The following is a 14,402-nucleotide window of genomic DNA, read 5'->3' as shown; positions in this document are numbered from 1 at the left end:
ACAAGGCGTTCTAGGAGTCCCCATGCCGGCGACGACCGCCGAGAACCAGACCACCCCCGCCCGTCATCCCCAGCGCTGGCTGATCCTCGGTGTCATCTGCCTCGCCCAGATCACCGTGCTGCTGGACAACACCATCCTCAGCGTCGCGATCCCCTCCCTCACCCGCGAGCTGGGCGCCTCCACCTCCGACATCCAGTGGATGGTCAACGCCTACTCCCTCGTCCAGTCGGGCCTGCTGCTCACCGCGGGCAACGCCGCCGACCGCTACGGCCGCAAGAAGCTCCTGATCGCGGGGCTCGCGCTGTTCGGGATCGGCTCCCTGGCCGCCGGACTCTCGCAGAGCAGCGCGCAGTTGATCGCCGCCCGCGCCGGGATGGGCGTCGGCGGCGCGCTGCTGATCACCACCACGCTCGCCGTCGTCGTCCAGATCTTCGACGACACCGAGCGCGTCAAGGCGATCGGCCTCTGGTCGACGGTCAACTCCCTCGGGTTCGCGGCCGGTCCGCTGCTCGGCGGGGTCATGCTCGAACACTTCTGGTGGGGCGCGATCTTCCTGATCAACATCCCCGTCGCCGTACTCGGCCTGGTCGCGGTCGTCGCGCTCGTACCCGAGTCGAGGACCAAGGAGGGCGACCGCCCCGACCTGCTCGGCGCGCTGCTCTCCACCATCGGGATGACCGCCGTCGTGTACGCGATCATCTCGGGCCCCGACCACGGCTGGGCGTCCGGGCAGGTGCTGCTCGCCGCCGCCGTCGGGGTGGTCGTCCTCGGCGCGTTCGTCCGCTGGGAGCTGCGCGTCCCGTATCCGATGCTGGACATGCGCTTCTTCCGTAACCAGCGCTTCATCGGCGCGGTCGGCGGCGCCGTCCTGGTCGCCTTCGGGATGACCGGCTCGCTCTTCCTGCTGACCCAGCACCTCCAGTTCGTCCTGGGGTACGGGCCGCTCGACGCCGGTCTGCGGACGGCGCCGCTCGCGCTCACCGTCATCGTCCTCAACCTCCTCGGCGTCGCGGCGCGGCTGCTGCCGAGGATCGGCACCCCGGGGCTCATCGCCACCGGAATGTCGCTGGTGGCCGCCGGACTCGCCTCGATCGCGCTGCTCGGCGCCCACGGGTACGGCGGGATGCTGCTGGGCCTGGTCGTGATGGGCGCGGGCGTGGCGCTCTCCATGCCGGCCATGGCCAACGCCATCATGAGCGCGATCCCGCCGGAGAAGGCCGGGGTCGGCGCGGGCATCAACGGCACGCTGGCCGAGTTCGGCAACGGCCTCGGCGTCGCCGTCCTGGGCGCGGTCCTCAACGCCCGCTTCGCCGCCCTCGTACCGGCGGCCGTGGGCGCCGCGTCGCTGCCGGCGGCGCTCGCGGCGGCGGACGGCGCGGCGGAGCGGCTGCGGATCTCGGACGCGTTCGCCAGGGGGCTGGAGACCAGCCAGCTCGTCGGCGCCGTGGCCGTCCTCGCGGGCGGGCTGCTGGCGGCGCTGCTGCTGCGCAGGGCGGAGCGCACGGACCGGGGGAGGGACGGGCGTACGGACGCTCCGTCAGGGGCTCCGTCGGGCGCCCCGCCCGAGGCGGCCTAGCATGAGGAAACGAGGAGGCTCACCCATGGTGTCGGAAGCCGACAGCGCCCAGCGCCCCGTCCGTACCAGCGTGTGGCTGGAGGGGAAGCCGGCGGGCCGTGGCCGCAGGAACGCGAGTACGGGCACGGGTACCGGCGCGCACACGGGCACGGGTACCAGCACGGGTACCGGCGCGCGTACGGGCACGGACCACCCCCACGGCCTCGACCGCGACCACATCACCGCCGTCTCCGTGCGGCTGCTCGACGCGGAGGGCCCGGCGAAGTTCTCCATGCGCCGGCTCGCCGCCGAGCTGGGGGTGACCGCGATGTCCCTCTACTGGTACGTGGACACCAAGGACGACCTCCTCGAACTCGCCCTGGACGCGGTCTTCGGCGACGTCCGCGTCCCCGACCTGACGGACGAGGACGCCGACTGGCGCGACCAGCTCCGCGAACTCGCCGCCAGCTACCGGGCGGTGCTGGTCCGCCACCACTGGGTCTCGCCGCTCGTCGGCAAGTTCCTGAACATCGGCCCGCGTTCGATGGAGTTCTCCGCGGCGGTCCAGGCGGTCCTGGGCCGTACGGGACTGGCGCGCCAGGACCAGATGGGCGGGCTGGCCGCGGTCTTCCAGTTCGTGTACGGATTCGGCACCATCGAGGGCCACTTCGTCCAGCGCTGCGCGGACGCCGGGCTGTCGCAGGACGCGTACTTCCGGCAGGCGATGGGGGCCATCGAGGACCAGCCGGGGTACGAGGGGTCGTTCGACAACGCGGGCGAGATGATGGCGGCGCGCGGCGGCGACACGGTCGAGGAGATGCGCCATCGGGACTTCACCTTCGCGCTGGATCTCCTGGTGGCGGGCATCGAGGCGATGCGGGACCGCGCCGCCGCCCGGGACCGGGACGGGCGCGGGGACTGACGTACGACTGACGTACGGCCCCCCAGGACCCAGGCCCCCGGACCCAGGACCCCGACCCCCGGAACCGTACGGCCCCGGAAATGCACCGACCCGGAGACCTACGGCGCCAGGTGCGCCGGGAAGCCGCCCGTCGCGAGCGGGCTCCAGCGCTCCGGGGTGACGCGGATGATCGACTTGCCCTGCTTCACCATCGCCGCGCGGTACTCGTCCCAGTCCGGGTGCTCCCCCGCGATGTTCCGGTAGTACTCCACCAGCGGCTCGACCGACTCGGGGGAGTCGATGACCTCGGCCGTACCGTCGACCTGCACCCACGGGCCGTTCCAGTCGTCCGACAGGACGATCACGCTCACGCGCTCGTCGCGCTTGGCGTTGCGCGTCTTCGCGCGCTCGGGGTACGTGGAGACGACGATCCGCCCCGAGTCGTCCACCCCGCAGGAGAGCGGGGAGCCCTGGGGACGGCCGTCGGCGCGGGTGGTCAGCAGGATCGCGCGGTGCCGGGGCCGTACGAACTCCAGCAGTCCGGCGAGATCCACGGTCGTGTTCGTTGCGATGTTCGGTGCCATGGTCCGCACCCTATGACGCCGACGGCCCCGGAGGCGGACCTCCGGGGCCGCGTTCCGGTGCCCTCATACGCCCGGCAGGTTCTCCCCCCGCACCGCCTGGACCTCCAGCTCGATGCGGAGCGTGGTCCCGATCGCGGCGATCCCCGCCTGTACGACCTGGTTGTAGTTCATGGCGAAGTCCGCGCGGTGCAGCTCCGTCGTCGCGTGGAACGCCGCCCGTACGCCGCCCCACGGATCGGGGCCCGTACCCAGGTAGCTCAGGTCCAGGTCCAGGTCGCGTACGACGCCGTGCAGCGCCAGCCGGCCGTGCACCTTCCAGCGGTCCGGGCCCGCCGGGGTCAGTCCCGTACTGCTGTACGTGATCTGCGGGAAGCGCTCCACGTCGAGGAAGTCCGGTGACTTGAGGTGCTTGTCGCGCAGCCCGTTGCCGGTGTCGATGGTCGCCGCGTTGATGACCGCCTCGACGCGCGCCTGCTCGGGGCCGCCGCCGGTGTCGAGGATCTCGATCCGGCCGCCGAAGTCGGTGAACCGCCCGCGCACGCTGGAGATCCCGAGGTGCTGGGCCACCGCGCCCACCGACGAGTGCGCCGGGTCGATGCTCCATGTCCCGGGCGGCGGCAGTTCGACACCGCCCTGCCTGGCCAGTGTCACCGTGCCGAGGTCCGCCCGCCCGGTCCTGGTGACCAGCGCAGTGGAGGCGACCGGCGCGTAGCCGACGGCCGTGACGACCACGGTGTACGGGCCCGGCACGAGCGGCGAGTCGTCCCGTACGGCCCCTTCCTCGTCCGCCCCGGCCCGCAGCACCTGCGTGCCCGTCATGTCGGTCATGGTCACGATCGCGTGCTGGACCGCCCAGCCGTCGCGCGTCCGTACCTGTCCCCGAAGTCCCATCCCTGTTCTCTCCTCGATCATGCCGATCCCGATGCCACCCTCAACAGGGCCCCGGCGTACGGGTGTCGGGCAGGGTAGCGCCCGACACCCGTACGCCGGGGGGAGTAACTACGCTCCGGGGTGCGCGAGTTCGATGTCGTGGCCGTCGATGCCACGCCCCGCGACCGTCAACGCACCGGCCACCGGAGGGTATCCGGTCGCGATCACCGTGTACTCGCCCGAGTCCAGGTCGGCGAAGGCGTACGCCCCGTCGTCCCCGGTCGTCGCCGTGGCGACCACGTTCCCGGCCGCGTCGACCAGCGTCACCCGCGCGTCCTGCGCGGGCCGCCGGTCGGCGCCCGCCCGTACCGTGCCCTGGATCAGGGCGCCGGCCTGGAGCGCGACATCGATACGGGTGACGCCCTGGCCGCCGATCTCCACGGGCAGCGCCTGCGGACGGAAGCCCGCCGCGTTCACCGCGACCGTCACCGCGCCGGGGATCAGCTCGCCGAACGCGAACTCGCCCCGCTCGGTGGACTTCCCCGTGGCCAGCACGTCGCCGCGCACATCGGTGACGATGACCATCGCGCCCTCGACGGCCGCGCCGCCGTCCGCGGCGCGCACGGACCCGGTGAGGCCGCTCGTACCGGAGAGCAGGATGTCGTACGCGAGCGGCTCGTCCCCGACGACCACCGTGGACGCCTGCGGCTGGAAGCCGTCGGCGGAGGCGATCAGGACGTACGAGCCGGCGCCCGGCGCGTCCAGGGAGTAGCCGCCGTCGGCCTGCGCGACCGCACGGGCCAACTGGCGCCCGGCCAGGGAGATCAGGGTGACGGCGGCGCGGGGCACCGGGGCGCCCTCGGAGCCGAGCACCGCGCCGCGGACGGCGGAGCCGGGGATTCCGGCCGACGCGGTGATCAGCGGCGCCGTGACGGTCGGCGTGGTCGGCGCCACGGGTATCGCCGCCGCCGCGGTGGCTCCGGCGCTCGCCGCGACCGGCTCGGGCGCGATCCCGGCGGTGGCCGTCACGCTCTCCGCGCTCTCGGTGCTGTTGGCGCTCTCGGCGCTCTCGGTGCTGTCGTCACCGGACCGGGTCTTCAAAGCGACCTCCTTGATGAACAGCGTCAGGATGAACGCGACCAGCGCCGCCGGAGCCGCGTACAGGAAGACGTTCGCGACACCGTGGCCGTACGCCGCCTCGATGACCGGACGCAGCGGCGCGGGCAGCGCGGCGAGGTCCGGGATGCCGCCGCCGCCCGTACCGGCATGGCCCAGGGCCGCGCCCTGCGGACCGAGGTCGGCCAGGCCCTCCTTCACGTAGTGCGTGATCCGGTTGCCGAGCACCGCGCCCAGCACCGAGACGCCGACCGCACCGCCCAGCGAGCGGAAGAAGGTGACGGTGGAGCTGGCGGAGCCGAGGTCCTGCGGGGCGACCTGGTTCTGGGTGGCGAGGACCAGGTTCTGCATCATCATGCCGACGCCGAGCCCCATCACCGCCATGTAGACGGCCACGTGCCAGTACGCGGTGTCGTACCGGATCGTGCCGAGCAGCGCCAGCCCAGCCGTGGTGAGCGCGCCCCCGCTGACCAGCCAGATCTTCCAGCGGCCCGTCTTGGTGATGACCTGGCCGGAGATCGTGGACGAGAGGAAGAGCCCGGCGATCATCGGGATGGTCATGACGCCGGACATCGTCGGTGACTTGCCCCGGGCGAGCTGGAAGTACTGGCTGAAGAAGATGGTGCCCGCGAACATCGCGACCCCGACGAAGAGCGAGGCGAGCGAGGCGAGGGTGATGGTGCGGTTACGGAACAGCCGCAGCGGGATGATCGGTTCCTTGGCCTTCGACTCGACGAGCACGAAGAGCAGGCCGAGCACCACCGAGCCGCCGACCATGGCGTACGTCTGCCACGAGATCCAGTCGTACTTGTCGCCCGCGAAGGTCACCCAGAGGAGCAGCAGGGAGACGGCCGCGCTGATGAAGAAGGCGCCGCCCCAGTCGACCTTGACCTCGCGCTTGACGACGGGGAGCTTCAGGGTCTTCTGCAGGACGATCAGCGCGATGACCGCGAACGGCACGCCGACGTAGAAGCACCAGCGCCAGCCCAGCCACGAGGTGTCGGTGATGACACCGCCGAGGAGCGGGCCGCCGACGGTCGCGACGGCGAAGGTCGCGCCGAGGTAGCCGCTGTACCGGCCGCGCTCGCGCGGGGCGATCATCGCGGCCATGACGATCTGGGCGAGGGCGGAGAGCCCGCCGACCCCGATGCCCTGGAAGACCCGGCAGGTGATCAGCATCGCGGCGTTCTGCGAGAGGCCGGCCACCACGGAGCCCAGGACATAGATGACCAGGGCTATCTGGACCAGCAGCTTCTTGCTGAAGATGTCGGAGAGCTTGCCCCACAGCGGGGTGGACGCGGTCATCGCCAGCAGCGAGGCGGTCACCACCCAGGTGTAGGCGCTCTGGCCGCCGCCGAGGTCGGAGATGATCTCCGGGAGGGCGTTGGAGACGATCGTCGACGAGAGGATCGCGACGAACATCCCCAGCAGCAGCCCGGAGAGCGCCTCCATGATCTGACGGTGTGTCATCGGCGCACCGCTCGCGGGAGCGGGGTCGCCGCCGCGCTTGGCGTGGCCGCCCCGCACACCCGTTGGTGTGGTCGTAGCCATGTGATTCCTTGTCTTACGTCTCTTGCCGCATGGGTGTACGGGCGTGTGTGTCTTCTGTGTCGTACGGGCCGTCGGGCCGGCCGTCGGGCCGGCTGTCGTACCGGCCTTCGTGGCGGTCGCGGCAGTCGCCGAAGCTGCTGCGCAACCTGCCGAGCAGCGCGTTGAGCTGTCCGACCTCGTCGTCCGTCCAGTCGTCGAGCGTCCGGGCGAACATCTCGGTCACCCGCCGGTCCAGCTCGCCGAGCAGTTCCCGCCCCAGGGGCGTGAGCCGCAGGATCCGCGAGCGCTTGTCGGCGGGGTCGGGCAACCGCTCGATCCAGCCACGTTCCGCGGCGTGCGCGACATGTCTGCTGGTCACCGACATGTCGACGGCCAGCAGCTCGGCGAGCCTGCTCATGCGCATCTCGCCGTGCCGTTCCAGCAGGGTCAGTACGGCGGCGGAGCCCCCCGGGCACTCGGCGGGCAGGATCCGCGCGAGGCTGCGTTTGACGGCCCCGACGGCACTGATCTGCCGGGAAAGTTCCGCGTACTGACTGTGTGCGGCCGCCATGGCCCCTCCCGACATCTTGTTGCTTAGGGCAACCATAAGACCATAGGATCAGTTGGTTGCTGAAGGCAAACTAAATCGGGCTCTTCGCGGTAAAGGAACCCAAAAGGCTTCGCATGGGGAGGGTCATGGAGGAGGCCATGGAGAAGGCCATGGGGAGGACCATGGGCGCGGTCGCGGGGGCGGCGCGGAGAGGATCCGGGAAGATCACGGCTTCCGGCGGGGGAGATCAGGGATACGGAACGGCCTCGGTCGGCCATCCGTCCCGGGCCCGGGGTTGGGCGGGGCCCACGGGTTCGCTAGGGTCCTGCCGTATGGCACACAACCCCCAAGCCCCGCAGGGACCCGAGGGAACTCCTGACCCGGCGGGCAGCACCCAGATGTTCCGCGCGTTTGTCGACGACGGGGAGCCGCAGCGCCGGCAGGCTCCTCCGCAGCAGAGCGGGCCGAAGGCCGGAGTGATCATCGGTGTGGTCGCGGCCGTCGTGGTCCTGGCCGTGGTGGCCTGGCTGGCCTTCGCCTGACACCGAGGTCTCTTCTGACACCGAGGTCTCTCCCGACACCAGGGCCTCTCCTGACACCGAGGTCTCTCCTGATATCGAGGCCCTTCCCGATACCGGGGCCTCTGGCGCCGAGGGTCGTGCGGGATTCCGCGGACCCGGCGGGCTCGTCATGTCGGAACCCCGCCCGCGTCGTCGTCCGGCGTCTTCTCCGGAAAGCTCGGCTCTCCCGACTTTCCCGAAGACCGGACGGTGGGCGGGGTCCACGTGCCTCAGTCCGAGATCAGCCCTTCCCGCAACTGCGCGAGCGTACGGGTCAGCAGCCGCGAGACATGCATCTGCGAGATGCCGACCTCCTCGCCGATCTGCGACTGGGTCATGTTCGCGAAGAACCGCAGCATGATGATCTGCCGCTCACGGGGCGGGAGTTTGGCGAGCAGCGGCTTCAGCGACTCACGGTACTCGACGCCTTCCAGCGCCATGTCCTCGTAACCGAGCCGGTCCGCGAGCGAGCCCTCCCCGCCGTCGTCCTCCGGCGAGGGCGAGTCCAGCGAGGACGCCGTGTACGCGTTGCCGACCGCCAGGCCGTCGACCACGTCCTCCTCGGACACGCCCAGTACGGCGGCGAGTTCGGGCACGGTCGGGGAGCGGTCCAGCTTCTGCGCCAGCTCGTCGCTGGCCTTGGTCAGCGCGAGACGCAGCTCCTGGAGCCGCCGCGGCACCCGTACCGACCAGGACGTGTCCCGGAAGAACCGCTTGATCTCGCCGACGACGGTCGGCATCGCGAACGTCGGGAATTCCACGCCCCGTTCGCAGTCGAACCGGTCGATCGCCTTGATCAGGCCGATCGTGCCGACCTGGACGATGTCCTCCATCGGCTCGTTGCGGCTGCGGAAGCGGGCCGCCGCGTACCGCACCAGCGGCAGGTTCAGTTCGATGAGGGTGTCGCGTACGTAGGTGCGCTCCGGGCTGTCCTGGTCGAGCACGGCGAGCCGCAGGAACAGGGAGCGGGACAGAGTACGGGTGTCGATGGCTTCCGGCTGGGACACCCGTGGCTGGACCACGTGGTTCTGGTCCACATGGTCGAGAGCATCAGGCGCGGGAGCGCTCTTCGTGAGCGTGAGCACCTTCGAGCTGCCCTGTTCTACGGACATGCCACCCCCTTGAGGTCGCGGACGGTCGCGTCGGCCGCTCCCGTCGGAGGAACGCAGCCTCCACCTGAATACCGGTGAGGAGGCCGCGGCAAACGCGGTTCCAGCAGAATGTCACATGTCGGCAACACGCTGTAGTGACATGTCGACATCGAGGTGCTGGATACGTCCAAGAAGAAGGCGGTATGGGGTATTTCGCACCAGGCGAGGAACGTCCGGGGTTCTACCCCTGGGGGTTACGCCTCGATCCGATTTGCGGATCGCAACCTGGCGAAGCTGCGCGCGAGAAGCCGTGACACATGCATCTGGGATACGCCCAGCTCCTGACTGATCTGTGACTGCGTCAGGTTGTTGTAGTACCGGAGCATCAGGATCCGCTGCTCGCGTTCGGGCAGTTGCACCAGCAGATGCCGGACCAGGTCGCGGTGCTCCACACCGGCCAGCGCGGGGTCCTCGTAGCCGAGCCGGTCCAGCAGCCCGGGGAGCCCGTCGCCCTCCTGTGCGGCCTCCAGGGAGGTCGCGTGGTACGACCGGCCGGCCTCGATGCAGGCGAGCACCTCCTCCTCGGAGATCTTCAGCCGCTCGGCGATCTCGGCGGTCGTGGGGGAGCGGCCGTGGGCGGTCGTCAGGTCCTCGGTGGCGCCGGTGACCTGGACCCACAGCTCGTGGAGCCGGCGCGGCACATGGACCGTCCGGACATTGTCCCGAAAGTAGCGTTTGATCTCGCCGACGACGGTCGGCATCGCGAACGTGGGGAACTGGACGCCGCGTTCCGGATCGAATCGATCGATGGCGTTGATCAGCCCGATCGTGCCGACCTGGACGACGTCCTCCATCGGCTCGTTACGGCTGCGGAAGCGGGCGGCGGCGTAGCGCACGAGCGGCAGGTTCGCCTCGATGAGGGCCCCGCGCACCCGGGCGTGCTCCCTGGTGCCCGGCTCCAGTCCTTTCAGCTCGCCGAAGAGGACCTGGGTGAGCGCCCGGGTGTCCGCGCCGCGGCTCTGCGCCGAGGTCCGCTGCTCGGGCTCGGTCCGGCGTTCGGTTTCGATCTGGGGCGGCACTTGAGGCGTAGTACTGGCCGGCACGGTGACGCCACCCCTTTGCGGTCGACTACGTCAACTCATCCGTCAAAAGCGGTCATAGCATCACAAGACATGTCCACTGTGTGCAAGCACCCGAAAAAACCGTGTTGACGGTGAGATGGGGTAATAAACCCAAAAACCCCACACCGAGGAGGTGTGGGGTGAGGGGAGCGAACGGCTCAGAACTCGTAGTCGGCGATCACCCAGGTGGCGAATTCGCGCCACTGTGCGACGACCGCCTGGTGGGCCGGGTGGTCGAGGTAGCGCTGGAGCGCATCACGGTCGGGGACCGCCGAGTTGACGGCGAAGTCGTAGGCGATCGGGCGGTCGGTGATGTTCCAGGCGCACTCCCAGAACTCCACCTCCGGGACCTGCCCGCCCAGCTCCGTGAGGGCCTGGGCGGCGGCGGTCACCCGCGGCTCGTCGCGCGAGACGCCCTCGTCGAGCTTGAAGAGGACCAGGTGGCGGATCAAGGGGCACTCCTTGGGGCGAAATGGCGCGATGTCCGGGGCTCGTCTAGTTGATGAGCGCCGACATGAAGTCCCCGACGCCCTGCGCGGCGCTCGAAATGCCCTCGAACCCTACCTGGACGAGGTCCGCGGCCCGGTCGGGGGAGGTGATGATCGTGTACAGCACGAACACGGTGAGTCCGTACAGCACGATCTTCTTCGCTTGCCCCATCGGCCGCTTCCTTCCCGGTCTCCCCACGTGCGGTCGCGAGAGTCTAACCGTATGAACGGCAATGCCCTGAGGCTGCTTTTCCCTTGATGCGGCATTTATGGACCAAGGACCCGGAAGTCCGGGCCCTTCGCCTGGTAGCGCGTGCCACGGAGGGCCGCACGATGGAGGGGCGCCCCGCGGATCCGGCAAGAGTCCGCGGGCGACGAACCGGCCTCCCTCTGCGGGGTCCGTGCCGCGCACTCCCCCCTGACGCGGTGCGGACCCACGGGGCCGGTTCCCCAGGGGGAGCGGCTTCATCCCCCCCGATGCCGCTCCCCCTGCCAGGCCCCTCCGGGCCCGGGCACGGGCCCGTGCTCGGGCCCGCTCCCCCGCCCTCGCTCTCGCTCTCCGTCCCAGCAGCCTCAGCGGCTTCAGCAGCCTCAGCGGCAGAGCGCGCCGTCGACGGCGTTCTCCATCTGCTCCAGGTCGGCCAGCTCGGACGGCAGGACGGTCACCGCGAAGTTGACGGCCCGGCCCTTCTCCGTGACGCCGCCGCGGGTCTCGTACCCCGGGATGTCCCCGCCGTGCCCCCAGTAGACGCCGCCGCAGGACAGCGGCTTGCTCATCAGGCCGAGCCCGTAGCGGGCGCCGGGCGACGGGTCCCCGGTGGCCGGGACGGTGGTGCGCATCGCGTCGAGCTGCGCCGGCTTCAGCAGCCTGCCGTCGAGCAGCGCGGTGAAGAACCGGTTCAGGTCGCGGTTGGTGGAGACCATCGCCCCCGCCGCCCAGGCCCCGCTGGGGTCGGACACCGAGACGTCGCGCAGCGGCCCGCCGGGCTGGTCCGCGTGGTAGCCTTTGGGGTGCTTCTCGCGGATCCTCATCTCCCCGGCCTGCGGGAAGTACGTGTGCTGGAGTCCGATCCGCCGGACGACCCGCTGGGTGATCTCCTCGCCGAGCGGCCGGCCGGTGACCTTCTGCACGATCAGCCCGGCGACGACGTAGTTGGTGTTGCTGTACCCCCACTGCTCGCCGGGCTGGAAGGCGGCCTTCCCCTTCAGGGCCAGGTCGATCAGGTCGCGCGGCTCCATGTAGCGGTGCTGGAAGTCGGCGTAGTCGCCCGCGATGCCCTCGGTGTACTCCGGCAGCCCGCTGGTGTGCTGGAGGAGCTGGCGTACGGTGACCCGGCGCCCGTCGACCCCGTCACCGCGGAGCAGGCCCGGCAGATACGTCTCGACCGGCTCGTCGAGGCCGATCTTTCCCTCGCCGACCAGTTGCAGCACCACCACCGAGGTGAACGTCTTGGTGTTGCTGGCGATCCGTATCTGCCCGTCGGCCGGGACCGGGGTCCGGGTCGCGAGGTCGCCGACCCCGGCGGCGTACGTCCGCGTACGGCCGTCCCGTTCCTGTGTGGCGGCCAGGGCGCCGGGGCGTGCGCCGTCGCGCACCAGGTCGTCCACCAGGCCCCGCATCACGTCCGCGCCCTGCCGGTCCCGCTTCTCCTGGTGGGCGCCGCGGCCCGTGTCGGCCGCCGCGTACGCGGTCGGCAGCCCCAGGCCGGCCAGCAGCGTGAGGGCGACCAGCGCGGTGACCTTACGGGAACCGCGGCGGCGGACGGGAACGGCGGTGGGGACGTGCTCGGACATGCGGAAACTCCTCCGGGACGGGCGGCCGGGTCGGTGGTGACCGGGTCGGCCCTCAGCATGTCCGCGCACCCGGTACGGCCGTAATCCCGCTCGCTGGCGTATGGAGGGTGGTGCTGACTACACCCCCGGCCCGCGCCTCGGGCCGCCCACCGCGCTCTCAGGCCCCGCCGGCCGCCGTCAGGTCCGCTACGCCCTCAGATAGGCGAGCACGGCCAGCACCCGCCGGTGGCCGGCGTCCGTCGTGGGCAGCCCCAGCTTGGTGAAGATGTTGCCGATGTGTTTGTGCACCGCGCCCGCCGAGACGGTCAGCAGACCGGCGATCGTCGCGTTCGAGTGGCCCTCCGCCATCAGCCCCAGCACCTCCCGCTCGCGCGGGGTCAGGCTGTGCAGCGGGTCGTCGGCCCGGCGGCGTACCAGCAACTGGGCGACGACCTCCGGGTCCATCGCCGTACCGCCGTCGGCCACCCGCTGGAGCGCTTCGAGGAAGTCGCCGACCTTCCCCACCCGCTCCTTGAGCAGATAGCCCACCCCGCCGCTGCCGTCGGCCAGCAGCTCGGTGGCGTAACTGTCCTCCACGTGCGCCGACAGGACGAGCACCGCGAGCCCCGGCTGCCGGCGCCGCGCCTCCACGGCGGCGCGCAGCCCCTCGTCGCGGTAGGTCGGCGGCATCCGTACGTCCACGAGCGCGACGTCGGGCCGGTCGGCGGCGACGGCGGCCAGCAGGTCGGTGCCGTTGTCGACGGCGGAGCTGACCTCGATGCCCTCGGCGCGCAGCAGGTGGGTGAGGCCCGCCCGCAGCAGGGCGTCGTCCTCGGCGATCACGATGCGCACGGGCTCACACTCCTAGGGGGATGACGGCGCGCAGCACGGTGGGGCCGCCGCGCGGGCTGGTGAGCCTGGTCGTACCGTCGAACGCGGCGACGCGGCGCTCGATCCCGACGAGCCCGGTGCCGAGGGCGTCGTCGGCGCCGCCGCGGCCGTCGTCCGTGACCTCGACCGTGAGCAGGTCGCCCTCGGCGTGGAGCGATACGGCGATCCGCATTGCCCCGCTGTGCTTGACGGCGTTGGTGAGCGCCTCGGCCACCACGAAGTAGGCGGCGGCCTCGACGGCGGCGGGCGCGCGCGGCAGCTCCCCCGCGTCGAGGGTGCAGTCGATCGCGCAGTGCGCGACCAGCGCCGCCACCGCGCCGGAGAGCCCGCGGTCGGTCAGTACGGGCGGATAGATGGAGCGGACCACCTCGCGCAGTTCGCCGAGCGCCTCGGTGGCCGCGTTCTGGGCGGTGAGCACCATGGGCAGGGCGGACGCCGGGTCGCGGTGCAGGGCGCGTTCGACCATGCCGAGGTGCATGACGACGGCGACGAGACGGTTCTGCGTCCCGTCGTGGAGGTTGCGTTCGATGCGCCGCAGTTCGGTGCCGTGCGCTTCGAGCGCGGCGGCCCGGGTGGCGGTGACCTCGGCCAGGCGCTCCACGAGCGAGGTCTTCGGGGGCGCGAGCCGTGCGGCGCTGATCCGCGCGTACCAGCGGGCCAGCGGCGGGACGAGGAGCACGCCGAGCGCGCCGTACCCGGCGGCGGTGGCCAGCGCGAGTCCGGCGCCGCCCCAGGACGTGACGGGGGCGTCCAGCGTGGTCACGGCGCCGGGGATGACCGGCCAGAGCGTGGCGATCACCACGTTCTGCACCACGCCGGCGGGCGCCCCGACGCCCACCAGACCGGTCAGCGTGCCGAGCGTGGCCTGAAGGGTCAGCCAGCCGGTGTCGCGGCGGGTGCCGGGGCTGGTCAGTACGGCGGCGAAGTCGGCGTGGTCGTCGGCGGGCTCCCGCGCGGGCGAGGGGATCGGCGTACCGAGGAAGGCGGCGGTGCGGCGCCGTTCGAACGCGGCGAGCCGGCGGACGGCCCTGGCGGTACGGGGCAGCAGCGGCAGCGTGACGACCGGCGCCACGCTCAGGACGAGCGCGATGAGGGCGAACCAGGAGGCGATGCCGGAACCGACGCCGATCGCGAGGAACTTCACCTGCCGGGGTGTCTCCCGCGCCCAGGTCCGAAGCCGGAGCCGCTGTCGGCCCGGGGCGGGGTCGCTCACGTCGGAAATGCTCCCTGGCACGCGCGTGGTGGAGTGGGCTCTACCTTCGATCATGGCACGCGCGGGATGGTTCGTGTCAATGGCTCCGACCTACCGTCAGGACGTCGACGCGGTCTGGCGGTCGACTCCACTGTCGAACGCACGGACGAAGGGTCGGGT

The 14,402-nt window shown here is 71.3% G+C and carries 14 protein-coding genes; 3 read left to right on the top strand and 11 right to left on the bottom strand.

What is annotated here, in order from left to right; translation table 11 throughout:
• The first annotated feature begins 22 nt into the window (after positions 1-22).
• The gene (locus ACIO3P_RS11400; protein WP_401848993.1) at positions 23-1,576 is read left to right on the top strand and encodes an MFS transporter; all 1,554 of its coding nucleotides are present in this window, start codon (positions 23-25) and stop codon (positions 1,574-1,576) included.
• Between the two features lie 25 nt (positions 1,577-1,601).
• Positions 1,602-2,477 carry a TetR/AcrR family transcriptional regulator gene (locus ACIO3P_RS11395; RefSeq protein WP_401848991.1) on the top strand — a complete coding sequence of 292 codons (876 nt, stop codon included), beginning with the start codon at positions 1,602-1,604 and terminating at the stop codon, positions 2,475-2,477.
• 98 nt (positions 2,478-2,575) lie between these two features.
• On the opposite strand, the gene ACIO3P_RS11390 is transcribed toward ACIO3P_RS11395, so the two are convergent.
• The 4 genes from ACIO3P_RS11390 to ACIO3P_RS11375 form a co-directional block, all read right to left on the bottom strand.
• Entirely contained in the window at positions 2,576-3,040 is a 465-nt protein-coding gene (locus ACIO3P_RS11390) for a PPOX class F420-dependent oxidoreductase (protein ID WP_114626809.1), read from the bottom strand.
• A gap of 63 nt (positions 3,041-3,103) precedes the next feature.
• A complete protein-coding gene (locus ACIO3P_RS11385) occupies positions 3,104-3,931 on the bottom strand; it encodes a YceI family protein (protein ID WP_401848990.1) in 828 nt (275 codons plus the stop codon).
• A 108-nt stretch (positions 3,932-4,039) separates the two neighbouring features.
• Positions 4,040-6,577, bottom strand: a complete 2,538-nt coding sequence (locus ACIO3P_RS11380) for an MFS transporter (RefSeq protein ID WP_329828317.1) — start codon at positions 6,575-6,577, stop codon at positions 4,040-4,042.
• Between the two features lie 13 nt (positions 6,578-6,590).
• Positions 6,591-7,127: a MarR family winged helix-turn-helix transcriptional regulator gene (locus ACIO3P_RS11375; RefSeq protein ID WP_401848989.1), complete on the bottom strand. Its 537-nt coding sequence runs from the start codon at positions 7,125-7,127 to the stop codon at positions 6,591-6,593.
• A gap of 311 nt (positions 7,128-7,438) precedes the next feature.
• On the opposite strand from ACIO3P_RS11375, the gene ACIO3P_RS11370 reads away from it, so the two are divergent.
• Entirely contained in the window at positions 7,439-7,648 is a 210-nt protein-coding gene (locus tag ACIO3P_RS11370; RefSeq protein WP_329828319.1) for a hypothetical protein, read from the top strand.
• Positions 7,649-7,896: 248 nt separating this feature from the next.
• On the opposite strand, the gene ACIO3P_RS11365 is transcribed toward ACIO3P_RS11370, so the two are convergent.
• The 7 genes from ACIO3P_RS11365 to ACIO3P_RS11335 all read right to left on the bottom strand — a co-directional run bounded on the left by ACIO3P_RS11365 (position 7,897) and on the right by ACIO3P_RS11335 (position 14,243).
• Positions 7,897-8,778: an RNA polymerase sigma factor SigF gene (locus ACIO3P_RS11365; protein ID WP_329828320.1), complete on the bottom strand. Its 882-nt coding sequence runs from the start codon at positions 8,776-8,778 to the stop codon at positions 7,897-7,899.
• A 233-nt stretch (positions 8,779-9,011) separates the two neighbouring features.
• Positions 9,012-9,860, bottom strand: a complete 849-nt coding sequence (locus tag ACIO3P_RS11360; protein ID WP_329828321.1) for an RNA polymerase sigma factor SigF — start codon at positions 9,858-9,860, stop codon at positions 9,012-9,014.
• 176 nt (positions 9,861-10,036) lie between these two features.
• Positions 10,037-10,330 carry a Dabb family protein gene (locus tag ACIO3P_RS11355; RefSeq protein WP_329828322.1) on the bottom strand — a complete coding sequence of 98 codons (294 nt, stop codon included), beginning with the start codon at positions 10,328-10,330 and terminating at the stop codon, positions 10,037-10,039.
• A 43-nt stretch (positions 10,331-10,373) separates the two neighbouring features.
• Positions 10,374-10,538: a hypothetical protein gene (locus ACIO3P_RS11350; RefSeq protein WP_329828324.1), complete on the bottom strand. Its 165-nt coding sequence runs from the start codon at positions 10,536-10,538 to the stop codon at positions 10,374-10,376.
• 419 nt (positions 10,539-10,957) lie between these two features.
• Positions 10,958-12,160 carry a serine hydrolase domain-containing protein gene (locus ACIO3P_RS11345; RefSeq protein WP_401848987.1) on the bottom strand — a complete coding sequence of 401 codons (1,203 nt, stop codon included), beginning with the start codon at positions 12,158-12,160 and terminating at the stop codon, positions 10,958-10,960.
• Between the two features lie 186 nt (positions 12,161-12,346).
• Positions 12,347-12,991: a response regulator gene (locus ACIO3P_RS11340; protein WP_401793778.1), complete on the bottom strand. Its 645-nt coding sequence runs from the start codon at positions 12,989-12,991 to the stop codon at positions 12,347-12,349.
• 4 nt (positions 12,992-12,995) lie between these two features.
• On the bottom strand, positions 12,996-14,243 hold the full coding sequence (locus ACIO3P_RS11335) for a sensor histidine kinase (RefSeq protein ID WP_401848985.1): 1,248 nt from the start codon (positions 14,241-14,243) through the stop codon (positions 12,996-12,998).
• Positions 14,244-14,402 lie beyond the last annotated feature (159 nt).

This window comes from Streptomyces sp. NPDC087310, from assembly GCF_044744405.1.
GTDB lineage: Bacteria > Actinomycetota > Actinomycetes > Streptomycetales > Streptomycetaceae > Streptomyces.
This window is presented reverse-complemented; position numbering and strand designations above follow the sequence as displayed.

Excerpts from the sequence above, each read along its gene's own strand:
- ACIO3P_RS11400 (WP_401848993.1), top strand. The coding sequence starts at position 23 with ATGCCGGCGACGACCGCCGAGAACCAGACCACCCCCGCCCGTCATCCC.
- ACIO3P_RS11395 (WP_401848991.1), top strand. The coding sequence starts at position 1,602 with ATGGTGTCGGAAGCCGACAGCGCCCAGCGCCCCGTCCGTACCAGCGTG.
- ACIO3P_RS11390 (WP_114626809.1), bottom strand. The coding sequence starts at position 3,040 with ATGGCACCGAACATCGCAACGAACACGACCGTGGATCTCGCCGGACTG.
- ACIO3P_RS11385 (WP_401848990.1), bottom strand. The coding sequence starts at position 3,931 with ATGGGACTTCGGGGACAGGTACGGACGCGCGACGGCTGGGCGGTCCAG.
- ACIO3P_RS11380 (WP_329828317.1), bottom strand. The coding sequence starts at position 6,577 with ATGGCTACGACCACACCAACGGGTGTGCGGGGCGGCCACGCCAAGCGC.
- ACIO3P_RS11375 (WP_401848989.1), bottom strand. The coding sequence starts at position 7,127 with ATGGCGGCCGCACACAGTCAGTACGCGGAACTTTCCCGGCAGATCAGT.
- ACIO3P_RS11370 (WP_329828319.1), top strand. The coding sequence starts at position 7,439 with ATGGCACACAACCCCCAAGCCCCGCAGGGACCCGAGGGAACTCCTGAC.
- ACIO3P_RS11365 (WP_329828320.1), bottom strand. The coding sequence starts at position 8,778 with ATGTCCGTAGAACAGGGCAGCTCGAAGGTGCTCACGCTCACGAAGAGC.
- ACIO3P_RS11350 (WP_329828324.1), bottom strand. The coding sequence starts at position 10,538 with ATGGGGCAAGCGAAGAAGATCGTGCTGTACGGACTCACCGTGTTCGTG.
- ACIO3P_RS11345 (WP_401848987.1), bottom strand. The coding sequence starts at position 12,160 with ATGTCCGAGCACGTCCCCACCGCCGTTCCCGTCCGCCGCCGCGGTTCC.